Here is a 21,616-nt window from a genome sequence, read left to right as displayed (position 1 = left end):
CTATGAACAAGCCAATTCGCAAGGTGCCTGTCGGCATCAGGAAGCGACACACGATACAGGCGGCCCTGTCCGCGCTGGTAGCCTCTGCTGCCCTGCAGACTCCGGCCTGGGGCCAGAACGCGATGCTGGAGGAAGTCATCGTGACTGCCACCAAGCGCGCTGGCAACCTGCAGGATGTGCCGCTGGCAGTGCAGGCGCTCACCAGCAAGTCGATCCAGGATCTCAATATCAAGGGCTTTGACGACTACATTCAATTTCTGCCCACCGTGTCCTACGTGTCCTACGCGCCGGGCCTGGCGCAGGTCTACATGCGCGGTATTTCCTCCGGTGGTGACGGTATCCACTCCGGGTCCCAGCCCAGCGTAGCGGTATATCTGGATGAGCAGCCGATCACGACCATCAACAATGTGCTCGACCTGCACATTTACGATATTGCGCGGATAGAAACCCTGGCAGGCCCCCAGGGTACGCTGTACGGCTCCAGCAGCCAGGCCGGTACCATGCGCATCATTACCAACCAGCCCGATCCGTCGGAGTTCTCTGCCGGCTACGACGTAGCGGGCAACCAGGTGGACGGCGGCGAAGCGGGCTATACCCTGGAAGGGTTCGTCAACCAGCCCCTGTCCGACTCCGCCGCCCTGCGTCTGGTCATGTGGCATGAGAAAGAGGGCGGCTATATCGACAATGTCTACGGCGAGCGCAACTACGCGGCCTCGGGCATCAGCATCGACAACAGCGCCTACGTGGAAGACGACTTCAATGACGTCAAGACCCAGGGGCTGCGCGCTGCACTGAAGATTGATCTCAACGAAAACTGGACCGTAACGCCCGCCGTTGCCTACCAGAAGCAGGAGTCCGAAGGTGTCTGGGCCCACCGCCCGGATGATCTCGGTGATCGCAAATACCGCAGCTTTGGCGATGAATTCGCGGACGATGAGTTCGTGCAGGGGACATTGACCCTGAACGGTCGGATCGGCACCCTGGATGTGGTCTACGCCGGTGCGCTGCTGGATCGCGACAACGAATCAGACACAGACTATAGCTGGTATGCGGAGTATTTCGAGGATCTGTACGCAGACTACGGCTACTACTGCCTCTACTATGATGAGCTGGGAGATTGTGCTGATCCCACCCAGAGCATAACCGGCGATGAAAACTTCAAGCGCCAGAGCCATGAGATCCGCATCTCTTCCGACGGCGAGGGCCGCCTGCGCTGGATAGCGGGTGCCTTCTACCAGAAGCACGAACACGACTTTGACTTTCGCTGGCTGGCGCCGGATGTTCCAACCGGCGAGGAATTTTCGCCGATTCCGGGTGAGCCCCTGGTCTGGGTTACCAAACAGCTGCGCACCGACGAGGACCGGGCCCTGTTCGGCGAAGTAACCTATGACCTGACCACTGCGCTCTCTGTGACTGCCGGTATGCGCTTTTACGAGCTGGAGAACTCTCTCAAGGGCTACTACGGCAATACCGGTTCCACTTACTGTTCGGCATACCCGTGTATCGACCACCCCAACCTGGACAAGAAAGTCAAAGAGGATGGTGAGACCTGGAAGCTGAATGCGTCCTATGTCTTCAGCGACGATGTGCTGATGTATGCCACCTACTCCAAGGGCTTCCGCCCCGGCGGGGTGAACCGGGCGCTGACGGGCGTGATCGCGCCGGCCTACGAGCAGGACTTTGTTTACAACTATGAGATAGGCTGGAAATCCACTTATCTCGACAATCGCCTCCGGTTCAACGGTGCGGTGTACATGCTTGAATGGGAGGACTTCCAGTACTCTTTCCTGGACTTCGCCATTTCGCCCCTGACCCTGATTACCAACGTGGGGCAGGCCCGGACCCAGGGTTTTGAGTTCGATACCAGCTTTGCCGCGACCCGGGATCTCACCCTGACCTTCTCCGGCAGCTACAACGATGCCAAACTGGATGAGGACTATTTTCAGGGCGAGGATGCTCGCGACGCTGGCATCGTTACCGCCCCCGACGGGACCGCAATGCCCTTCGTGCCGGAGCTCAAGTTGACTGCAACGGGCCGCTATACCATGGACATTGGCAGCTTCCCCGCCTATATCCAGACGGCCTGGTCCTACACTGACGACAGCTGGAACTCGCTCGACGTAAGCAGCCGTATACGACAGCCGTCCTACAATCTGGTCAACGTTGCATTCGGTGTCGAGAAAGGTTCCTGGACGCTGGAACTGTTCGCCGACAATATCTTCGACGAACGCGCGGTTATCCTTGCCAGTCAGGACAATTTTGTCGACCTGCCGATTTACACCAACCGACCTGCCCGTTACGGAATCCGCTTTGGCCAGCGATTCTAGGCCGGTGGCTGGGTGGTGGAGAACCGGGCTGTGCAGGGCTGTCCTGACGGCCCTCTTGTTACTGCTGCCGTTGATCGGGAGTTCCGCCGGGGAGGTGGTATCGGTCGTGCGTGCCGGCAGTCTTCTGGATATCGTCAACGAACGCTTGCTGTCGGACCAGATGATCACCATTCAGGGCGGCCGGATCCTGGCGGTGCAGCCCTGGTCTGCCGCGGCGGTGCCCGAAAATGCCACAGTGCACGATTGGTCGGCCTGGACAGTGCTGCCCGGGCTGATGGATATGCATACGCATCTGGCGGACTCTGCCCAGAGTGCGAACGTGCTGGCACCGCTGGAAATGACCGCTGCACAGAGTGTATTGCAGGGTGTGGCCCACGCCGAAAGAACGCTGCTGGCCGGCTTCACCACGGTGCGCGATGTGGGGGTTTGGCGGGCGTTCAACGACGTTGCCCTGCGCGACGCCATTGATGGCGGTATCGTCCCCGGGCCGCGCATGGCGGTGGTCGGTGCCTATATAACGGTACCTGGGGGCGCTGGCGATATCACCGGGCAGGCGTTCGATGTTGCGGTTCCTGCGGATTTGCGCTTTGGCGTGGTCCGCTCACCGGACGAGGTTCGCGAGCGGGTGCGCACCTTGATTCAGAATGGAGCAACGTTCATCAAGACCCTGGCTACCGGGGCGGTACTGACCACGGGTACCCAAATCGGTGCCCAGGAGCTCAGTGAGGAAGAACTGCGGGCCGCCGTTGCAGAGGCAGCACAGTACGGGGTTTACGTCACCGCCCATGCCCATGGTGCCGAGGGTATCAAGGCCGCGGTGCGCGCGGGGGTGCGCTCCATTGAACACGGCTCCCTGCTCGATGCTGAGAGTATCGAATTGATGCGCGAGCGCGGCACCTGGCTGGTAGCGGACATCTACAACGCGGAATACATCGACCGCGCGGGCAGACTGGAGGGCTGGCCGGCAGAAATGTTGGCCAAGAACGATGCCACGGCAGACGTGCAACGGGAAAACTTCCGCAAGGCGCATGCGGCCGGCGTCAGGCTGGCCTATGGCACCGACAGCGGGGTATACCCTCACGGCGACAACGCGCTGCAGTTTGCCTGGATGGTGCGCTATGGTATGACACCGATGCAGGCGATCCGCGCCGCGACCCTGTCGGCCGCTGAAATGCTGGGTTGGGAAGAGCAGGTCGGGTCGATTGGCCCCGGCAAGTGGGCCGACCTGGTTGCCGTGCCAGGCAACCCACTTGAAGATATAACCGTTTTGGAGACCGTGGTCGCGGTCATGAAGGGCGGCTCGGTTTACCTTGAGCCGGCACGCAACTGAGAGCGAGGACAGACTACAAATGGCAGCAATAACGCGTTGGCTAGGCATGATAACCGTGGCGATGGCCGCGACAACCACCACTGCCCAGGAGGCAGTACTGGAGGAAGAGGCTGTGCCCTTCCACCGCGTGGCGTTCGACATTCTGCGCGACAGTATTCCGATGCGCACGGCGGCAGGGTTCGGCGAGGTGCCGAGGCTTGCAAGCTTCCTCGAGCAGCGTTTTCTCGTGGGCGGCTTCCCGCAGGAGGATGTCATGGTGATTCCTCACGCCGATACAGCTGCCCTGGTGGTGCGCTATCGCGGCGATGGACGCTCCGGCAAAAAACCGATTCTTCTCTCGGCGCATATGGATGTCGTGGACGCTTATCCGGAGGATTGGGAGCGCGACCCCTTCACCCTGATTGAGGAGGGCGGCTTTTATTTCGGTCGCGGTGTGGCGGATAACAAATTTGATATCGCCGTGCTCACTACCACGTTCCTGCGCCTGAAGTCCGAGGGCTTTGTCCCCTCGCGGGATCTTGTCATTGCCTTTACCGGCGACGAGGAGACCGAGATGGCCACGACGCAATTGCTGACCAGCCAGTACCGCGAATTGATTGATGCGGAATTCGCCTTTGTGGTGGATGGTGGCGGTGGCCAGCTTGACGAAGATGGTAATCCTTTTTCCTTTGTCGTCACCTCTGCGGAAAAGACCTACGCCACCTTTACCATGACCGCACGCAATCCCGGCGGTCACAGCTCATTGCCACGCAAGGATAATGCAATCTACGACCTTGCGCAGGCTCTGCGCAAGCTGCAGGCCCATGAGTTCCCCGTGATGGCTACGGAACTGACGCGTTCGTTCTTCGCTCGCAGCGCGCCGCTGGTCGGGGGTGAAGTCGGCGCCGCCATGCAGGCGTTTGCGGACGGTTCCGACGATCCTGCAGCAGTAGCCCTGCTGCGGGAGCATCCAGAGTACGCGGGCACTACGGGCACAACCTGTGTGGCAACCATGCTCAGCGCGGGTCACGCCGAGAACGCACTGCCACAGTCCGCCACTGCGACCATCAACTGTCGAATTTTTCCCGGCATCGGGATTGAGGAAACCCTGGCAGAACTGCAGGCGGTGGTCGCGGACGATACTCTGTCCTGGGCGATTCTGGACAATCCGATAGCGAGCGATCCCTCACCCCTGCGGGAGGACCTGTTCGCGGCGATAGAGCAGGCTGTGCATATCGATTATCCCGGGGTGCCTATCGTTCCCGCCATGGCTTCCGGAGCCACTGACGCGCTGCACTTCCGCGCTGCCGGAATACCCAGCTACACCTTGACGGGTATATTCCTGAAGCCGGAGGATGAATTTGCCCACGGCCTCAACGAGCGCGTTACCGTATTCAGCCTGCCGAACTCGCTGACCCTCTGGCACGCACTGTTGACTGACCTGGCCGGGGACTGACCCGGCCACTACTCAGAACAGGTAGTAGGCGAACACGTACACCATCAGCAGCAGCACAATCCACAGGGCGGTGGTGCCGATCTCCCAGGAACGCCCCAGGGGGCCGGCGTGGCCCATGGTGTTGCGCGCTGAGGTGGTGACCGCATTGAAGGCATCGTCGAGCCGGGATTGTGCCGCATTGACCAGCGGCGAACCCACCCTTGCCCCAAAGCGCGCCAGCAGCGGCAGGCCCTTGCGCCAGAGCCAGTCCACATCCAGCGAGATGGTGAGGGTGCGCTGCATCCACGGTAACAGCAGGAAGAAGGCGAGCCCGGAGAACAGCAGCAGCTGCAGGTAGAACAGCACCTTGCTTGCCTTGTAGGGCTCATACTCCACGGCGTAGGGCAACAGCGGGTAGAGCAGCTGCGGGAAAACCCCCAGCAGGATGCACATTCCGGCGAAGAACAGCATCGCCAGGGTCATGTTCCAGGGCGCATCCTTGGGCCGCAGCCCGGAGTCTTTCTGGAAAAATACAAACCAGGGAAACTTGATGCCCGCGTGCAGGAACACGCCCGCGGAAGCAGCGGCCAGCAGGAAGTACACCAGCATCAGGCCCTCGTCGACGGAGGCCTGGGAAATCATGCTCTTGGTAGTGAAGCCGGAAGTGAGCGGGAAGCTGGAGATCGCCAGCGCCCCGATGATGCCACACCACATGGTGATGGGCATGGTGCGGAACAGGCCGCCGACGTCGGTGCACAGGTGCATGCCGGTACGCATCACCACCACGCCCGCGCTCATGAACAGCAGGGCCTTGTAGATGATATGGGCAAAGGCGTGGGCGGCGGCGCCGTTAATCGCCATCTCGGTGCCGATCCCCACGGCACAGACCATGAAACCCACCTGGTTGACGATGGAGAACGCCAGGATGCGGCGGATGTCGTTTTCCAGCAGGGCATAGATGATGCCGTAGAAGATCATGAACACGCCAACCCAGATCAGGATCGATTCGCCCGGGAACAGCAGGATCAAGGCGAGAATTGCAGTCTTGGTGGTGAAGGCGGACAAGTAGACCGAGCCGGTGGGGCTGGCGTTCGGGTAGGCGTCGGATAGCCAGGCCGACAGGGGCGGCGCGGCGGCATTGATCAGGATGCCGATCAGGATCATCCAGGTATTGAAATCCGTCGCCTGCAGTGGCCGCACATCCAGCGACCCGGTGCTGATCAGCACACCTTCGATGCCCACCTTCAGAATCACGCCGCCCAGCAGATGCATGATGGCGTAGCGCACGCCCGCGGCACGCGCCTTTTCCGTGCCTCCGCACCACACAACCACCGTGGAAAACAGGGCCATCAGCTCCCAGAACAGGAACAGGGTCAGCAGGTCGCCGGCGAAGCAGACGCCGACCGCACCGGCGGCATAGAACTGGGCTGCGACCAGCTCGGTGCGCCGGGCGTGGTTGAAGGCAAACAGGCCGCCGGTCGCCGCCATGAGGGCAAAAATAGTGGCAAAGAGCCTGCGTACGGGGCTGCCCTCCACCAGTTCCAGTGTGTAGCCGAGGAAGGACGCCTCAAGGCTCACGCCATCGGGAACCTGCCAGATGCCGTACAGGCACACCAGCGGTGCGCCAATGACCACGAAGGCACGGATCTGGCGCGAGCTGATCGCTGCGGTCAGCAGCGCACCGCCGATCAGGGCGAGGGCAGGTGGCAGGGATTCAAACATCGTAGTAGGTGTCCGGGCGTTTTAGCAGAACGCCGAGTAGCCTGGCACCAAACACCATCAACACACAGCTGAAGAAGCCGAACAGGGCGCCAAACCCCAGCCAGCTATCCACACCAAAATAGCCCTTTATCGGTATCAGCCACTGCAGGCCAACGGTGATGGCGAGGGTGCTGTAGCCGATGATCCACAGCCAGCGGATGGTGCCGGGGCGGGTGAGCCAATGATTGTCGGGTGCGTTCATAGCGGCAGACTCTGCACCAGCTGGCCTTCGAGATCCAGCAGGGGCTGATTGAAGAAGAAAAAGACAATGGTCAGGGTGGCGGTCACCCCCAGCGCCAGCAGGATGGCCGCCGGCGCTTCGCCGTGGTTCATGTCGACGTCGGGCGCGTCCGGGGCCAGCCAGGCAAAATAGACGATGGGCAGGAAATACATCGCATTCAGGGCCGTGCTGGCAATGATGGTGAAGATCGCCAGGTAATTCTCCGCCTGGAAGGCGCCGGCCAGGATGAACCACTTGGAGACAAAGCCGGCAGTTGGAGGCACGCCGATCATGCTCAGCGCACCAATGGTAAAGGCTGCCATGGTAATGGGCATGCGCCTGCCGATGCCCGCCAGCTGCCACAGCTCGGTTTTGTGGGCGGCTGTGTAAATGGCGCCGGCGGCGAAAAACAGGGTGATCTTGCCGAAGGCATGAGCCGCGATGTGCACGGCAGCGCCAATCTCTGCCAACGGCTTGAGGATCACCGTTGCCATGATCACATAGGACAGCTGGGCAATGGTGGAGTAGGCCAGCATGCGCTTGAGGTTGGTCTGGTACAGCGCCACAATACTGGCGCTGATAATGGTAAATGCCGCGATATACTGCAGCCACTGGGCGCTGGGCTGGCTGAAAAGGAAGTCGACGCCAAATATGTAGATGATGATCTTGGTGACGCAAAAGACGCCTGCCTTCACTACCGCCACCGCGTGCAGCAGGGCGCTGACCGGGGTGGGCGCCACCATGGCCGCCGGTAGCCAGCGGTGCACCGGCATCACCGCGGCCTTGCCGATACCGAACACAAACAGCCCCAGCAGCAGTCCTACCGCAGGGCCTGGCACGTTGCCCTGGATGATGCCGCCCAGGGTGAAGGTGGTGGTGCCGGTCGCGACATAGGTCCAGATAATGGCAGGCAGCAACAGGCCAATGGAGGTGCCGATGAGTATGCCGAGATAGACACGGGCCGAGGCAATGGTTTTGGGGTCGCCCTTGTGCGCCACCAGAGGGTAGGTCGAGAGGGTGAGAATCTCGTAGAACAGGAACAGGGTGAACAGGTTGTCGGACAGGGCTATGCCCATCGCGGCGGCGATGGCCAGTGCGAAACAAATATAGAACCGGGTCTGGTGTTTCTCATTGTTGCTGCGCATATAGCCAATCGAGTAGATGGTATTGATAATCCACAGGAACGAGGCGATACAGGCAAACATCATCCCCAGCGGCTCCAGGGACAGCGCCAGGGACAGACCGGGCAGCGGCTCCGACAGCGTGAAACGAGGGCGCGCACCGTCCAGAACTTCCGGGAACCAGGAGAATACCAGCACCGCCAGTGCCAGTGCGGTAACCAGGCTGATCGTTTCCCGGACATTGGGCCAGCGCCCGGTCAGGGCAATGCCGATTGCACCGAGCAGTGGCACCAGCAGAATGATTGGCAGGCTGTTCGCGCCCATCAGTTCAGGCCTCCGAGCAGGGTGCCGGTACCGCTCTGGGCCAGGGCCAGCGGCAGCTGCGGGAACAGCCCGAAGTAGACGTTGCTCAGGGCCGCCACCCAGATCAGCGCGCGCAGTGGCAGCGTGACTTCCAACGCTGCCGTATCCCCGCCGGGTGGCGGTTCACCATAGTAGGCGGCCTCAATGAACTTCCACAGGTAAACCACGGCCATCAGGGAACTGGCGATAATCGCCATGACCAGCGGCACACCCCAGCCCGGCACTTCCATCACGGCGACTATCAGGTACCACTTGCTGATAAAGCCTGCAGTGCCCGGTACGCCGATCAGACTGAGACCTGCGAGGACAAAGGCCGCCATGGTCCAGGGCATGCGGCGACCAATGCCGTGCAAATCGGTGATAATGGCGCTGCGGGAAGTGAGGATAAATGCGAGTACACACAGAAACAGGGTGCCCTTGGCGAGCGCGTGGTTGAACATGTGCAGCAGCGCCGCCATCAGGCCAGCCTGGGAGGCCAGGCCTGCAGCCAGGGCGATGTAGCCGATTTGCGCCACTGAAGAGAAGGCCAGCATCTTCTTCACGTTGCCCTGGTAAATGGCTATCGCGGACGCCAGCAGGATGCCCGACAGCGCCAGGGGAATGATGAACACGCTGAACAGGTCGGAGTGGCCCAGCAGGTTGCCGTGAAACACAGTGAAGTTGAACCGCAGCAGGACGTAGATAGCAACCTTGGTGGAACAGGCGGCAATGAAAACGGTGACCGCGTTGGGCGCATAGGTGTACGCGCGCGGCAACCAGATGTGTAGCGGAAAAATGGCCGCTTTCAGCGCCAGGCCGATGGTGATGAAGCCCGCGGCGATAATGACCGGGCGGGTTTCAATGACGTCATCCAGGCGCAGGGCCATGTCGGCGAAATTCAGCGTGCCGGTCATCATGTAGATGAAGCCGACCCCGATCAGGTAGAAAGTGGCGCCGATGGTGCCGATGATCAGGTACTTGAACACCGCCGACAGCGCGCGCCGGTCGCGGCCGGCGGCAATCAGGATGTAGGTGGCCAGGGAGGAAATTTCCATGAACACGAACACGTTGAAGGCATCGCCAGTCACTGCAATACCGCACAGCCCGGCCATGGCGATCAGCCAGGCGCCGTAGAACATGGGCGCGCGACGGTTGTCGATATCCAGGCGCAGGGATTGGCGGCCCCCCGCCAGCGCCAGCGACGAGGCACCGGTGATCAGCAGCAGCACCAGGGCACTCAGCCCGTCGACCGACAGGGCAATGCCGTAGGGCGGTTCCCAGCCGCCCACATAGTACTCCTGCGTGCCGGTCTCCAGCACCGCCACCGTGAGCAGGATGGCCAGGCCCAGCGACGCCAGGCTCGCCACCAGCGCCGTCAGCCAGGCCAGGAAACCCGCACGCAGCAGGATCACCAGCGGGGCGGTCAGTAGCGGTACTGCGACCTGCAGCGCCGGCAGGTGGTCCGCCAGATTCATGCGCTGCGATCCAGCGCCAGGATTTCGTTGTCCTCGATGGTGCCGTACTCCTCGTACAGGCGCACCGCGATGGCCAGGCCGAGGGCGGTGGTGGAGATGCCTACGACGATTGCGGTCAGGATCAGCACCTGGGGCAGTGGGTTGGAAAAAATCTGGTTGTCCACGCCGGCCTGGATAATGGGCGCGGTGCCGTTCTCGATCTTGCTCATGGTGATGAAAAACAGGAATACCGCGGACTGGAAAATGGCCAGCGCCATGATTTTCTTGATCAGGTTCTGCCGGCTGATCAGGGCGAATAGCCCGATCATCAGCAACACCGCGAACACCCAATAGTTGAAGAGTCCCAGGAGCTTCATGGTGGATCAGTCTCTGGCAGCGAATGCGTGGAAGATGGACAGCAGGACACCGGTAACGGTCAGCCCCACACCCAGTTCGATCACAATGATACCGATGTGCTGGCCTGTGATCGGATCGTCGGCGAGTACCGAGTAGTCGAGGAAGTTGCCGCCCATGGCAATGCCGGCAAGGCCGACGGCGCCATATAGCAGCGCGCCGCCAGCGCTCATCCACAGCAGTACCCGGGGGGGAATGACCGCCAACGTCAGGCGTTCACCACGGACCAGCGAGAACAGGATGATACCGGCGACGAAGATGGCCCCGGCCTGGAAGCCGCCGCCGGGACTGTACTCACCGTGGAACTGGATGAACAGGGCGAACAGCAGGATAAAGGGTACCAGCAGTCGCGCCATGACCTTGGGGATCAGGTGCCTGCTCAGGCCCTCTTCGACGTTGCTGTCGAGGCGCGAGAACGGCTTGCCCCGGCCCCCACCCAGCAGGAACATGACGCCGATACCGGCGGTCAGTACGACGAATACTTCCCCGAGTGTGTCGAAGCCGCGGTAGCTGGCCAGAACCGCCGTCACGATGTTGGGGATATCCACCAGTTCCGGGGTCTTCTCGATGTACCACGGCGCCACATGCTGCTGGGCCGGCGCCTGCGGATCACCCAGTGAGGGCTGGCCAAAGCTGGCGTAGATCATCAGCAGGGCGACGGCGGCGATCACGGCAGGAGTGAGCACGCGCAGGGAGCGTCCCCTGGCTTCGGTAGGCGGCGTCAGGCGCAGACCCGCAAGCAGCAGCACGGTGGCCACTCCGGCGCCGACTGCGGCTTCCGTCAGCGCCACATCTGCCGCGTCGAGCAGGAAGAAATTCAGGGCCATGAGCAGGCTGAAAATGCCGGACAGCATGACCGCGGAGAACAGGTCGGTGGCGCGCACGATGGCAACCGCGGTTATAACCAGCAGGGATAGCAGGAAGGCGCCGATGAGAAGTGTGGTCACGGCGACGTCTCCTGTTGCCCGGCATCGGCCGCAGGCTTTGCGCCCTCGACACCTTCCGGACGCAGCCCGGCGAGCAACGCGGCGTTGGCCAGAGCGTAGCTCGCGGTGGGTGAGGTGACCATCAGGAACAGCAGGACCGCCGCGAGCTTCACCGTCACCAGGGACGGCCCGGCATGGACCATCAGGCCGCCGAGAATCAGCACCGGCCCCAGCGAGTCGGTCAGGCTGGCGCCGTGGATCCGGGTGTAGAAGTCGGGCATGCGCAGCGCGCCGATGCCGCCGGCAAGCACAAACAGACTTCCGCTGACCACCAACAGCCCCGCGATGAGCTCGACAACTCCGTTCATTCGTTGTCGCTCCCGGCTGGCGGACCGCGGTCGCTGGTCGCCGCCCTGCGCTGCTCCCGCAGCTGGCTTTCCTGGACGAACCAGAGCACCGCGAGCACACCGATAAAGTTGATCAGGGCGTAGGCCAGGGCCAGGTCCAGGAAGTCGGTGCGGCCCATGGCGAACGCCATGATGGCCATCAGGAGCACGGTTTTGGTGCCGAACATATTCACCGCCAGCACCCGGTCGTAGACGCTGGGGCCCAGCAGCGCTCGCGCCAGCGCCAGCGCCATGGTTATCAGAATGGCGATTGCGGCAACCAGCAACATCAATCTGGATCCACGGCTGCAACACGCCGGATCATGGCGCCGGCGCTGAGATCTCTCGCGGTTGGCGCTGTCAGGCAGTGGGCGGTGAGTCTGTTGCCGTCAATGTCGATGGTCAGGGTTCCCGGAGTCAGCGTTATCGAGTTGCCCAGCAAGGTCAGGGCGAACTTGCTGGTGGCTTTGGCCTCCACCTCCACAATCGTTGGTGACAGGGCGGACAGAGGCCCCAGCACCATGCGCAACACCTGAACGTTGGAAATCACCATCTGGCCCACCAGCCAGAGCCAGTAAAACGGAATGCGGTAGTATAGCGTCCAACTGTGGGTCTCCTGATCAGGGCGGGCCATGCGGTGTGTCAGCCACACCACCAGGCAGCAGGAGGCGATGCCCAACTGCAGCACGGGAGTCTTGTACAGCCCGCCCCAGAGTAACCATACGAGGAACAGGGCCATGACTGCGAGCCCGAGTCGCAACACATGCATAGAACGATCACTCTTGCCGACAAAGGCGGAATGATACCTTAACGATGCGAGAATGTGCCACCTGTCGTGACCCGGTTGCTCCCGCCACTGGACAGACGCTGCTGTTTTTCGTGCTAGACTGGCCGGCAAATTTGCCGCCGGAATGCTGTTTATGAAAGTACCGCCTCGCCTGCAACCCCTGGTTGAGGACGGCCTGATCGACGAGGTGCTCTACCCCCTGATGAGCGGCAAGGAGGCCGACATCTTCGTGGTCCGCTGCGGGGGCCGCACCCGCTGCGCCAAGATCTACAAAGAGGCCTACAAGCGCAGCTTCAAGAAAGCGGCCGCCTACACCGAGGGCCGCAAGGTGCGCAACAGCCGCCGGGCGCGGGCCATGGAAAAGGGCTCCAGCTACGGCCGCAAGCAGCAGGAAGAAACCTGGCAGAACGCGGAGGTCGATGCCCTGTACCGTCTCGCCCGCGCCGATGTGCGCGTGCCCGAGCCCCTGGGCTGCTTCGACGGGGTGCTGCTGATGGAGCTGATCACCGACGAGAGCGGTGACGTCGCCCCGCGGCTGGCGGATGTCACCATGTCCGCCGAACAGGCGGTGGAGGATCACGCACAGGTACTGCGCTACGTGGTGCGGATGCTCTGTGCCGGGGTCATTCACGGCGACCTGTCGGAGTTCAATATCCTGGTGGATCCGGACGGCCCGGTGGTCATCGATTTGCCCCAGGCGGTGGATGCCGCCGCCAACAACAACGCCCGCAGCATGCTGTTGCGCGATGTGCACAAGGTGACGGAGTACTACGGTATATTCGCCCCGGAATTGCTGGCCACCCGCTACGGCGAAGAAATCTGGGAGCTGTTCGAGGAAGGGGAGCTTACCCCGGAGCACGTCCTGACCGGCATCGCCGCGGAAGATGACACCCCCGCGGACCTGGATTCGGTGATGCTGGAAATCCGCGCCGCGCTGGAGGAAGAGCAGGAGCGACAGGAGCGGCTCAGGGAAGCCGACGAGGACGACTAGGTCGTGACCTCAGCTTCCCGCGAGCGTGAGTTGCCGGACCGGATCTATACCCTCCTGGTGGAGGAAGAAGATGTCCGCGTGTGCCGCGATATCCCGGAGTCCGCCTGCCATGAACAGCCCCGGGCCTTCGTCCTGCAATTGGCGGCCCAGACCCTCACCAAGATCGGCGATGCCCTGACCAGCAGCCGCCTGGTGCTGGCCTGGATGCTGTCGGCACTCGGTTCCCCGGCTATCTTCATTGCCCTGCTGGTGCCCGTGCGCGAATCCCTGTCCCTGATGCCGCAGCTGTTCGTGGCCCAGTTCGTGCGTGAGCACGCCGTACGCAAGATGTTCTGGGCCTGGGGCAGCGTAGCCCAGGGGCTGGCACTGGCGCTGATGGTGCCCGCGGTGCTGCTGCTGCGCGAGTTCGCCCTCGGTCTGGCGGTGGTAATCCTGCTGGCCCTGTTCAGCCTGGCGCGCGGAGTCTGCTCGGTTGCCGCCAAGGATGTCCTCGGCAAGACCGTATCCAAGTCCCGGCGCGGACGCCTCACCGGCCTCTCTGCCTCTGCCGCCGGGGCGGTTACGCTGGCGGTGGCGGTGCTGTTGCTGCTTGTGCCGGAGCTGGCAGGGCAGGGCGCGGACGGAAATGCCAGCCTGTTTGCGGCAATCCTCGCGCTGGCGGCCCTGTTGTGGCTGGCTGCAGCCGCCGTCTATGCCGGCGTGCCCGAGGTGCCGGGGGCGACCCAGGGCGGCGCCAACGCCATCCTCGAGGCCCTGCGCAGCCTGTCCCTGCTGCGCACCGACCGCCAGTTTCGCAACTTCGTCACTGCCCGCATGCTGCTGATCAGCTCGGCGTTTGCGATTCCCTATATCGTCGTGCTGATCCAGCGCGGCGCCGAGGGCCAGCTGCTCAGTTTTGCCGCTCTGCTACTGGCGGAAGGCGCCGCCGGACTGTTGTCGGCACCGTTCTGGGGGCGCTGGTCCGACACCGGTGCGCACAAGGTCATGGCGGCGGCGGCAGCGATCTCGGTGGCGGCAATGGGCGTTGCCCTGGGCCTTTACTGGCTGCTGCCGGGGGCCATTGGCATGGTACCGGTGGCGTCGCTGTTACTGTTTGTCGCTGCGGTTGCCCATCAGGGCGCGCGGGTCGGACGCAAGACCTACCTGGTGGACATGGCCTCCAGCGAAAATCGTGCCCAGTACACGGCGGTCAGCAATACCGTGATCGGCCTGTTCCTGTTTTCCGGCGCCGGCCTGGGGGTTATCGATGTGGTCTACGGCACTGCCTCGGTGCTGCTGTTTTTGGCGTTGATTGGCGTGCTCGCGGTGTGGCGCAGCCTGTCCCTGCCTTCCGCGTCCGACTGACCCGCGCCAACCTTCCTCTTCGAGAGTACTTGCATGATCAGACTACTGGTATTGAGTTTCCTGCTGGCGACTGTCGCGGCACCGGCACTGGCGCAAACCCTGCGGGTGGGGCTTGCTCCGGAACAGCCGCCCCTGGTATTTCGCGATGGGGAGCGGATTGTTGGCCTGGAAGCGGACAATGCGCGTGCGGTCGCCGAGGTCATCGGCCGCCGCGTGGAGCTGGTGCCGATGGCAGCCTCCGAGCTGCTGCCTGCACTGGAGCAGGGCCGGATCGATGTCATCATGTCCGGCATGAGCGTGACCCCGGAGCGCGCCTCGCGAGTGCAGTTCGTGGAACCCTACCTGCAGGCGGGGCAGATGGCGATCATGCAGATCAACCGGGTCGGCCGGTTTGGTCAGCCCTGGGCGATATACCGCGAAGATATCAGGGTTGGTGTGGTGGTTGGCAGCAGTGGCGAGGCTTTCGCCCGCCGCGACCTGACTGATGCTGCGGTACGGCCATTCGCTGGCCTGCCCGCTGCCATGGACGCGCTGCGGGCGGGAGAGATTGACCTGTTGCTGCACGACGCGGTGACCAGCTGGCTGCTGGCGACGTCTGATGACTACACCGACCTGATCAGCCAGAACCATCTGTTGACCGAGGAACCGCTGGCCTGGGCCGTGCGCCGGGACGATCCGGCGCTGGCGGCGGAGTTGGCGCGGGCGCTGTCAATGATGCGCAGCAACGGCACCCTGGACTATATCATTGACCGCTGGATCCCGGTCCGCCCGGATGCCCCGGCAGGCTAGTACCCTGTCAGGGTACTAGCCGGGGAAATTGTATTCGTGACCCCAGTGATCGCCCTCGGTGCTCACCGTGGGCGTGTAGTTGTCCCAGTCCACCAGCAGGCCATCGTAGCCATACTCCACTGCAACGCCGCCCGGGGCCAGCACGTAGAAGGAGCACATGTTGTCGTTCACATGGCGTCCGAGGCTGGCGAGGATGGTGTGGCCGGCTGCCTTGGCGCGATCGAGGGCGCGCCCCACCTCGTCCAGGCTGCTTACCTCGACCATGATATGCACGACGTCGCCCGGGTAGGGGTGGTTGTACAGTGCCAGTGAGTGCTGCCGCGGATTGTCCGCGTGCATGAACAAAATTTTGGTCTCTGGCGCTCCCGGGGGCATCGGCGGGTAGAGTTCATCGCTGACCCCAAGGCCCAGCAGCTCGGTATAGAACGTCGCCGCGGTGTCCATGTCCGGCGTTGGCAGTACCGCGTGGCCGAAGCCCATGTCGCCGGTGTATTCGTCGCCGGTAATGAAGCGCTTGATCCCGGTGGGGGAGATGAGGGGGGCGTAGTCCAGGCGGCGGCCATAGTACAACTCCAGGGTATTGCCGCAAGGATCCTGCAGGGTGACAAATGCGGTCACGCAGCGCCGTGCCGCGGCGGCAGCATCGCCGTCCTCCAGCTCGTGGCCGGCATTGCGCAGGCGCTCACACAGGTCCAGCCAGACGCTGCGGTCGCGGCACTCCAGGCCCGCCGCGAGCAAGCCGTCGGTCTCGGCCGGTTCCAGCATGAAGCGGAATGGGTGGTCATCCATGCGCAGGAAGTGCGCGCCCGCGACGTCTTCCCGCCGCGCGTCCATCAATCCCAGGACTTCGGTGCCAAAGGTCATCCAGGCGGCGGTGTCGGTGGCAGCGATTCTCAGGTAGCCGATGCTGGCGATGCTCATGCGGGTCTCTCCTCGGGATAGTGTCCGGTGTGGTTCCATCTTAAGCGGCTTTGCCGTGCAGGCACAGTGGCCAACCGCCGACAGCCCGGCGCTGGTATAAACAGGGAAACCCTTGCGTATTTGCGCGGGGGTGATCAGAAATGTCACTGCCGGTTGCTGTAATGCGTCATTGAGCCGGGGCCGGTGCTGTTGAATACTCCCTGCCACACACAGGCAGGGAGCAAGCGCATATGGCAGCTGCAGAATTACTCAGCCAGGAGTTCGAGCTGGGTTTTACCTATACCCGTTCCACCGGACCGGTGGTGGGCAAATTCCTTACCGGCTTGCGGGATGGCAAGGTGTACGGCGTGCGCGGCAGTGACGGCCGCGTGCTGGTGCCGCCGGCCGAGTACGATCCGGTGACCGCGGCGCCGCTCACGGACTTTGTGGAGGTTGGCCAGGAGGGGCGTCTGCTCAGCTGGTGCTGGGTAAGCGAGCCCCGGGAAGCCCATCTCCTGCAGCAGCCCTTCGCCTGGGCCATGGTGCAGCTGGACGGCGCCGATGTGCCGATGATTCATTGCCTGGAGGCGCCCTCCGCGGAGGCGGTCACCACCGGCGCCCGGGTAAGCATCAGCTGGGCCGACGAGCGCCAGGGATTCATCACCGATATCCGCTGTTTCACCCTGCTGCAAGGAGCCGCGTCATGAGTGAGCCGCAGGCCGATGTCACCGTTGTCAAATCCCCGGTGTATCTCAAATACCGGTTTACTGCCGGCAGCGCGCCGGCGCGTTTTCTGGGCCGTCTCAAGGAAGGTGTCCTCACCGGCCAGCGCTGCCCCCGCTGCAGCAATGTCTATATCCCGGCGCGGGGTTCCTGCCCCGCCTGCGGTGTACCCACCGAGAAAGAGGTGGTGCTGTCGGACAAGGGCACGGTCCAGTCCTTCACCATCGTCTCCATCCCGATCCCGGGCAACCCGATCGAGCCGCCCTATATCGTCGCCAATATCGTCCCGGACGGCGCCAACATCTCCTTCATTCACCTGCTCAGCGAGTGCGTCAACGAAGAGGTGCATATCGGCCAGCGGGTGCAGGCCCTGTGGAAGCCGGCGGCAGAGTGGGGCTATTCCATGGACAATATTCGCTACTTCCGGCCGCTGGACGAGCCGGATGTGGCGGTGGACAGAATCGGCAAACTGCCGGTCACCGGATTGGAGAGCTGAGCCGTGCGTGAGATTGCCGTAGTAGCCTATAGCCAGTCCCCCTGTGTCGCCGATGCCGGCGCCACCAACGAGGTGGAGCTGATCATGCCCCAGTTGCAGGCTGTGTACAGCCAGCTGGGCCTGGCCAGTGCCCAGGATGTCGATTTTGTCTGCTCCGGCAGCTGCGACTACCTGCAGGGTGCCGCCTTCGCCTTTGTCGCGGGGGTCGATGCCCTGGGCGCCGTGCCGCCGATCAAGGAGTCCCACGTCGAGATGGATGCGGCCTGGGCCCTGTATGAGGCCATCCTCAAGATCCGTATGGGTCACGCCGACTCCGCCCTGATCTACGGTTTTGGCAAGTCCTCGCCCGGCGAGCTGCCTATCGTGCTGTCCCAGCGCCTGGACCCCTATTACCTGGCGCCTCTGTGGCTGGATACGGTGTCCCTGGCGGCGCTGCAGGCGCGCCTGCTGCTGGAGCAGGGCCTGCTCACCGAGCATGACATGGCCGCCGTGGTGGCGCGTTCCCGGCACAATGCGCTGGCCAACCCCCTGGCCCAGTTGGCGGGGGAGTTCAGCGTTGAGGAGCTGCTGGCGGAGGAACATTTCGTCGCCCCGCTGCGACGCGCGGATTGCTCCCCGGTATCCGACGGTGCGGCGGCGATGGTCATCGCTACGGTAGAGCAGGCCAGGGCCTGGGGTGCGCCCTACGCGCGCATCACCGGCATCGACCATCGCATCGAGAACCACAACCCCTGCCTGCGTGACCTAACGGACTCGGTATCCACCCGGCAGGCAGCGGCTGCTGCAGGTGTCCACCGGGGGCCGGTGGATGTCGCGGAAGTCTACGCGCCCTTCAGTCACCAGGAGATCCTGCTGTCGCGGGCCCTGGAGCTGGCCCCGGAGACGCTGGTCAATCCCGGCGGCGGCGTGCTCGCGGGCAACCTGATGATGGCCTCCGGCCTGGCCAGGGTAGGCGAGGTGTTCCGCCGGATTATCAATGGTGAGGCCGGGCGCGGCGTGGCACATGCCACCAGCGGTCCCTGCCTGCAACACAACCTGGTCGCTGTACTGGAGGGCGCGTAATGGCTGAATTGGCTGCAGTGGTCGGCATCGGCCAGACTCGCTATAAAACCCGGCGCACCGATGTGTCGATCGCAGGCCTGCTGCGCGAAGCGGTGGATCGGGCGCTGGCGGACGCGGACGTCACTTTCGACGACATCGACGCGGTGATTATCGGCAAGGCGCCGGACATGTTCGAGGGCGTGGTCATGCCCGAGAGCTATCTGGCCGATGCCCTCGGCGCCATGGGCAAGCCCATGTTGCGCGTGCACACCGCCGGTTCCGTGGGCGGTTCCACCGCCATTGTGGCCGCCTCGCATGTGCAGAGCGGCACCTTCAAGCGAGTGCTGACCGTAACCTTTGAAAAGCAGTCGGAATCCAACGCCATGTGGGCCCTGTCCACGCCACAGCCATTTTCGGTGCACCTCAATGCGGGCGCCGGCGGTTACTTCGCGCCGATTATTCGCGAGTATATTCGCCGCTCCGGAGCGCCCGGTGACATCGGTATCAAGGTGGCGGTGAAGGATCGCCGCCACGGTGCCCGCAATCCGCTGGCGCATTTGCAGTTGCCGGATATCACCGAACAGGAAGTGCGCGACTCCATGATGCTGTGGGACCCGCTGCGCTTTCTCGAGGCCTGCCCGTCCTCGGACGGCGCCTGCGCCATGGTGATCGCGGCGGAGGACAGCATTACCGGCAGCAAGCCCCCGGCCTGGATCCGCGGCGTGGCGATGCGCTCCGAGCCCACCATGTACGCGGGGCGGGAGGAGGTAAACCCACAGGCGGGGCGCGACTGCGCGGCGGATGTCTACGCCCAGGCCGGGATCACCAATCCGCGCAAGGATCTCGACTGCGCCGAAATCTACGTGCCCTTCAGCTGGTATGAACCCATGTGGCTGGAAAACCTGGGCTTTGCTCCCGAAGGTGAGGGCTGGAAGCTGACCCAGGAGGGTGCGACGTCCCTGGACGCGGGCGGTGACATCCCCTGGAACTGTTCCGGCGGGGTTTTGTGTTCCAATCCCATAGGAGCCTCCGGCATGATCCGCTTTGCGGAGGCGGCCCGGCAGGTGCGCGGTGACGCCGGCGCCCACCAGGTCGAGGGGGCGCGGCTGGCCATGGGCCACGCCTACGGCGGCGGCGCCCAGTTCTTTGCCATGTGGATTGTCGGCGCCGACAAGGGCTGAGCTAGCGGCGTCGAGCAGCGAGGAGAACAACAATGGCAAAGCATTTCAATATTGCGGACATGTTCGAGCTGGTCGCGGACAAGGTGCCCGAGCGCACGGCGCTGGTTTGTGGCGCCCAGCGTGCGACCTATGCAGAGCTGGACCAGCGCGCCAACGCCCTGGCGCACTTCCTGCGCGAGCAGGGCGTGGGTCCGGGCGATCACGTCGGCCTGTACCTGTACAACTGCAACGAGTACCTCGAGGGCATGCTGGCCTGTTTCAAGCTGCGGGCGGTGCCGATCAACATCAATTACCGCTATGTCGAAGAGGAACTGTCGTACATCTTCAATAACGCGGATCTGGTGGCCTGCATTCACCACCGAGAATTCGCGCCCCACATTGCCGCGGTGCACGCCGATTCTCCGGCTCTGAAGACTTTGGTCCACGTGGACGATGACAGCGGTGCGGACGCGGCCGCCATCGGCAGCACGGCCTACGAGGAGGCGCTTGCCGGCCGCAGCAGTGCGCGGGATTTCCCCGAGCGCGCGGATGACGATCTGTTCATTCTCTACACCGGCGGCACCACCGGCATGCCCAAGGGCGTGATGTGGCCGCACAAGAGCGTGTTCCACGCCGCCATGGGCGGCGGCGGCTATTTTCATCCGGACGGCGTGATCACCGAGCCGGAACAGATTGCCGACCGGGTCGGGGATTTCGCGATCGTCGGCATTGCCCTGGCGCCGCTGATGCACGGGGCCTGCTGGTGGTACGCCTGCATCCAGCTGCTGTCGGGCAACATGCTGGTGCTGAACCCGGCGCACCACCTGGTGGGTGCAGATGTGTGGGATATCGTGGAGCGGGAAAAGGTCAACTCCATCACCATCGTCGGCGACGCCATGGCGGTGCCGCTGCTGGATGCGCTGGCAGCGAACCCGGAGCGCTGGGACCTGAGCTCCGTGTTCGCCGTGGGCTCCGGCGGCGCGGTTTTCTCCGCCAGCAAGCAGGAGGCGTTCCGCCGCCACCTGCCGAATATCATGATCCGCAACAGTTTCGGTTCCTCCGAATCCGGCGCCATGGGCGCCGACAGCGGCGGCAAGGCGGGGCAGGGGCTGGGCAATATTGTGCGCGACCCCTTCATGTCGGTGCTGGGGGAGGCCGAGGACGGCAGCCATTTTCATGTTGAACCCGGCGCCCGGGGGATCTTTGCCCGCAGCGGCTATATTCCCGTCGGCTACTACAACGACCCGGTGAAGACCGCCAAAACCTTTGTGCCGGTAGACGGCAAGACCTGGCTTTTGACCGGGGACGAGGCGCAGCTGGAAGAGGACGGCACCATCACCGTCTACGGTCGCGGTTCCAATTGCATCAACAGCGGCGGCGAGAAGATCTTTCCCGAAGAAGTGGAGCAGGCCCTGAAGAACCACCCGGCGGTGTTTGACTGTCTGGTGGTGGCGACACCGGATGAACGCCTGGGGAGCAAGGTCACCGCGGTGGTAGCCACCCGCGATGCCCGGACGATTGACCTGCAGACACTGCAGGAAGAGGCGCGCAAGCATATCGCCGGCTACAAGGTGCCGCGGGAATTACACATTGTTGCCGAGGTGCCGCGGGCGCCCAGCGGCAAGCCCGCCTATCCCAAGGCCCTGGAAATCGCCCTGTCCGGCCGTTGCCGGGTGGACTAGCAAGGAGC

21 protein-coding genes are annotated in these 21,616 nt (G+C 63.3%); 11 read left to right on the top strand and 10 right to left on the bottom strand.

Going from position 1 to position 21,616, the window contains the following annotated elements:
* Nucleotides 1–2 precede the first annotated feature (2 nt).
* From Q6D67_RS05625 to Q6D67_RS05615, 3 genes are all read left to right on the top strand, one after another.
* Nucleotides 3–2,327, top strand: coding sequence for a TonB-dependent receptor (locus tag Q6D67_RS05625; protein WP_304704609.1), 2,325 nt, complete (start codon nt 3–5; stop codon nt 2,325–2,327).
* A 106-nt stretch (nt 2,328–2,433) separates the two neighbouring features.
* On the top strand, nt 2,434–3,657 hold the full coding sequence (locus Q6D67_RS05620; protein WP_304704608.1) for an amidohydrolase family protein: 1,224 nt from the start codon (nt 2,434–2,436) through the stop codon (nt 3,655–3,657).
* A gap of 19 nt (nt 3,658–3,676) precedes the next feature.
* On the top strand, nt 3,677–5,092 hold the full coding sequence (locus Q6D67_RS05615) for a M20/M25/M40 family metallo-hydrolase (RefSeq protein WP_304704607.1): 1,416 nt from the start codon (nt 3,677–3,679) through the stop codon (nt 5,090–5,092).
* Nucleotides 5,093–5,104: 12 nt separating this feature from the next.
* Here the strand turns inward: Q6D67_RS05615 and Q6D67_RS05610 are convergent, their stop codons facing one another.
* From Q6D67_RS05610 to Q6D67_RS05570, 9 genes are read right to left on the bottom strand one after another with little or no spacing between them, the layout of a single operon-like run.
* On the bottom strand, nt 5,105–6,793 hold the full coding sequence (locus Q6D67_RS05610) for a Na(+)/H(+) antiporter subunit D (protein WP_304704606.1): 1,689 nt from the start codon (nt 6,791–6,793) through the stop codon (nt 5,105–5,107).
* The gene (locus tag Q6D67_RS05605; RefSeq protein WP_304704605.1) at nt 6,786–7,034 is read right to left on the bottom strand and encodes a hypothetical protein; all 249 of its coding nucleotides are present in this window, start codon (nt 7,032–7,034) and stop codon (nt 6,786–6,788) included. The genes Q6D67_RS05610 and Q6D67_RS05605 overlap by 8 nt, the downstream gene beginning before the upstream one ends.
* A complete protein-coding gene (locus Q6D67_RS05600; protein ID WP_304704604.1) occupies nt 7,031–8,497 on the bottom strand; it encodes a monovalent cation/H+ antiporter subunit D family protein in 1,467 nt (488 codons plus the stop codon). The genes Q6D67_RS05605 and Q6D67_RS05600 overlap by 4 nt, the downstream gene beginning before the upstream one ends.
* Nucleotides 8,497–9,990, bottom strand: a complete 1,494-nt coding sequence (locus Q6D67_RS05595) for a monovalent cation/H+ antiporter subunit D family protein (RefSeq protein WP_304704603.1) — start codon at nt 9,988–9,990, stop codon at nt 8,497–8,499. The genes Q6D67_RS05600 and Q6D67_RS05595 overlap by 1 nt, the downstream gene beginning before the upstream one ends.
* Nucleotides 9,987–10,346 carry a cation:proton antiporter subunit C gene (locus tag Q6D67_RS05590; RefSeq protein WP_304704602.1) on the bottom strand — a complete coding sequence of 120 codons (360 nt, stop codon included), beginning with the start codon at nt 10,344–10,346 and terminating at the stop codon, nt 9,987–9,989. Before Q6D67_RS05590 ends, Q6D67_RS05595 begins: the two co-directional genes overlap by 4 nt.
* Nucleotides 10,347–10,352: 6 nt before the next feature.
* Nucleotides 10,353–11,330 carry a DUF4040 domain-containing protein gene (locus Q6D67_RS05585; RefSeq protein WP_304704601.1) on the bottom strand — a complete coding sequence of 326 codons (978 nt, stop codon included), beginning with the start codon at nt 11,328–11,330 and terminating at the stop codon, nt 10,353–10,355.
* A complete protein-coding gene (mnhG, locus tag Q6D67_RS05580; protein ID WP_304704600.1) occupies nt 11,327–11,677 on the bottom strand; it encodes a monovalent cation/H(+) antiporter subunit G in 351 nt (116 codons plus the stop codon). The genes Q6D67_RS05585 and mnhG overlap by 4 nt, the downstream gene beginning before the upstream one ends.
* Nucleotides 11,674–11,985: a monovalent cation/H+ antiporter complex subunit F gene (locus tag Q6D67_RS05575; protein WP_304704599.1), complete on the bottom strand. Its 312-nt coding sequence runs from the start codon at nt 11,983–11,985 to the stop codon at nt 11,674–11,676. Before Q6D67_RS05575 ends, mnhG begins: the two co-directional genes overlap by 4 nt.
* Nucleotides 11,985–12,464 carry a Na+/H+ antiporter subunit E gene (locus Q6D67_RS05570; RefSeq protein ID WP_304704598.1) on the bottom strand — a complete coding sequence of 160 codons (480 nt, stop codon included), beginning with the start codon at nt 12,462–12,464 and terminating at the stop codon, nt 11,985–11,987. The genes Q6D67_RS05575 and Q6D67_RS05570 overlap by 1 nt, the downstream gene beginning before the upstream one ends.
* Nucleotides 12,465–12,615: 151 nt before the next feature.
* On the opposite strand from Q6D67_RS05570, the gene Q6D67_RS05565 reads away from it, so the two are divergent.
* Genes Q6D67_RS05565 through Q6D67_RS05555 form a run of 3 tightly spaced genes read left to right on the top strand, consistent with a single transcriptional unit; the run spans nt 12,616 to nt 15,606 of the window.
* Complete coding sequence (locus tag Q6D67_RS05565; protein ID WP_304704597.1) at nt 12,616–13,473, top strand: PA4780 family RIO1-like protein kinase; 858 nt, start codon at nt 12,616–12,618, stop codon at nt 13,471–13,473.
* Between the two features lie 3 nt (nt 13,474–13,476).
* Nucleotides 13,477–14,817, top strand: coding sequence for an MFS transporter (locus Q6D67_RS05560; RefSeq protein ID WP_304704596.1), 1,341 nt, complete (start codon nt 13,477–13,479; stop codon nt 14,815–14,817).
* Nucleotides 14,818–14,850: 33 nt separating this feature from the next.
* Nucleotides 14,851–15,606, top strand: coding sequence for a transporter substrate-binding domain-containing protein (locus Q6D67_RS05555; protein WP_304704595.1), 756 nt, complete (start codon nt 14,851–14,853; stop codon nt 15,604–15,606).
* Nucleotides 15,607–15,621: 15 nt separating this feature from the next.
* On the opposite strand, the gene Q6D67_RS05550 is transcribed toward Q6D67_RS05555, so the two are convergent.
* On the bottom strand, nt 15,622–16,527 hold the full coding sequence (locus Q6D67_RS05550) for a VOC family protein (RefSeq protein WP_304704594.1): 906 nt from the start codon (nt 16,525–16,527) through the stop codon (nt 15,622–15,624).
* Between the two features lie 230 nt (nt 16,528–16,757).
* Here Q6D67_RS05550 and Q6D67_RS05545 point away from each other — a divergent pair, with 230 nt between their 5' ends.
* The 5 genes from Q6D67_RS05545 to Q6D67_RS05525 are packed head-to-tail and all read left to right on the top strand — an operon-like array spanning nt 16,758 to nt 21,608.
* Nucleotides 16,758–17,213 (top strand): Zn-ribbon domain-containing OB-fold protein, encoded by a 456-nt coding sequence (locus Q6D67_RS05545; RefSeq protein ID WP_304704593.1) that lies wholly within the window; start codon nt 16,758–16,760, stop codon nt 17,211–17,213.
* The gene (locus Q6D67_RS05540) at nt 17,210–17,725 is read left to right on the top strand and encodes a Zn-ribbon domain-containing OB-fold protein (RefSeq protein ID WP_304704592.1); all 516 of its coding nucleotides are present in this window, start codon (nt 17,210–17,212) and stop codon (nt 17,723–17,725) included. Before Q6D67_RS05545 ends, Q6D67_RS05540 begins: the two co-directional genes overlap by 4 nt.
* A 3-nt stretch (nt 17,726–17,728) precedes the next feature.
* A complete protein-coding gene (locus tag Q6D67_RS05535) occupies nt 17,729–18,787 on the top strand; it encodes a lipid-transfer protein (protein ID WP_304704591.1) in 1,059 nt (352 codons plus the stop codon).
* A complete protein-coding gene (locus tag Q6D67_RS05530) occupies nt 18,787–19,947 on the top strand; it encodes a thiolase domain-containing protein (RefSeq protein WP_304704590.1) in 1,161 nt (386 codons plus the stop codon). Before Q6D67_RS05535 ends, Q6D67_RS05530 begins: the two co-directional genes overlap by 1 nt.
* 32 nt (nt 19,948–19,979) lie before the next feature.
* Nucleotides 19,980–21,608, top strand: coding sequence for an acyl-CoA synthetase (locus Q6D67_RS05525; RefSeq protein WP_304704589.1), 1,629 nt, complete (start codon nt 19,980–19,982; stop codon nt 21,606–21,608).
* Nucleotides 21,609–21,616: the final 8 nt, after the last annotated feature.

The sequence above is a fragment of the Haliea sp. E1-2-M8 genome, from assembly GCF_030649675.1.
Classification (GTDB): Bacteria; Pseudomonadota; Gammaproteobacteria; order Pseudomonadales; family Halieaceae; genus Haliea.
The sequence above is the reverse complement of the archived record's forward strand: the minus strand, read 5'-3'. Positions and strand labels throughout refer to the sequence as shown.

Excerpts from the sequence above, each read along its gene's own strand:
- Q6D67_RS05625 (WP_304704609.1), top strand. The coding sequence starts at position 3 with ATGAACAAGCCAATTCGCAAGGTGCCTGTCGGCATCAGGAAGCGACAC.
- Q6D67_RS05615 (WP_304704607.1), top strand. The coding sequence starts at position 3,677 with ATGGCAGCAATAACGCGTTGGCTAGGCATGATAACCGTGGCGATGGCC.
- Q6D67_RS05610 (WP_304704606.1), bottom strand. The coding sequence starts at position 6,793 with ATGTTTGAATCCCTGCCACCTGCCCTCGCCCTGATCGGCGGTGCGCTG.
- Q6D67_RS05605 (WP_304704605.1), bottom strand. The coding sequence starts at position 7,034 with ATGAACGCACCCGACAATCATTGGCTCACCCGCCCCGGCACCATCCGC.
- Q6D67_RS05600 (WP_304704604.1), bottom strand. The coding sequence starts at position 8,497 with ATGGGCGCGAACAGCCTGCCAATCATTCTGCTGGTGCCACTGCTCGGT.
- Q6D67_RS05595 (WP_304704603.1), bottom strand. The coding sequence starts at position 9,990 with ATGAATCTGGCGGACCACCTGCCGGCGCTGCAGGTCGCAGTACCGCTA.
- Q6D67_RS05590 (WP_304704602.1), bottom strand. The coding sequence starts at position 10,346 with ATGAAGCTCCTGGGACTCTTCAACTATTGGGTGTTCGCGGTGTTGCTG.
- mnhG (WP_304704600.1), bottom strand. The coding sequence starts at position 11,677 with ATGAACGGAGTTGTCGAGCTCATCGCGGGGCTGTTGGTGGTCAGCGGA.
- Q6D67_RS05575 (WP_304704599.1), bottom strand. The coding sequence starts at position 11,985 with ATGTTGCTGGTTGCCGCAATCGCCATTCTGATAACCATGGCGCTGGCG.
- Q6D67_RS05570 (WP_304704598.1), bottom strand. The coding sequence starts at position 12,464 with ATGCATGTGTTGCGACTCGGGCTCGCAGTCATGGCCCTGTTCCTCGTA.
- Q6D67_RS05565 (WP_304704597.1), top strand. The coding sequence starts at position 12,616 with ATGAAAGTACCGCCTCGCCTGCAACCCCTGGTTGAGGACGGCCTGATC.
- Q6D67_RS05555 (WP_304704595.1), top strand. The coding sequence starts at position 14,851 with ATGATCAGACTACTGGTATTGAGTTTCCTGCTGGCGACTGTCGCGGCA.
- Q6D67_RS05550 (WP_304704594.1), bottom strand. The coding sequence starts at position 16,527 with ATGAGCATCGCCAGCATCGGCTACCTGAGAATCGCTGCCACCGACACC.
- Q6D67_RS05545 (WP_304704593.1), top strand. The coding sequence starts at position 16,758 with ATGGCAGCTGCAGAATTACTCAGCCAGGAGTTCGAGCTGGGTTTTACC.
- Q6D67_RS05540 (WP_304704592.1), top strand. The coding sequence starts at position 17,210 with ATGAGTGAGCCGCAGGCCGATGTCACCGTTGTCAAATCCCCGGTGTAT.
- Q6D67_RS05530 (WP_304704590.1), top strand. The coding sequence starts at position 18,787 with ATGGCTGAATTGGCTGCAGTGGTCGGCATCGGCCAGACTCGCTATAAA.
- Q6D67_RS05525 (WP_304704589.1), top strand. The coding sequence starts at position 19,980 with ATGGCAAAGCATTTCAATATTGCGGACATGTTCGAGCTGGTCGCGGAC.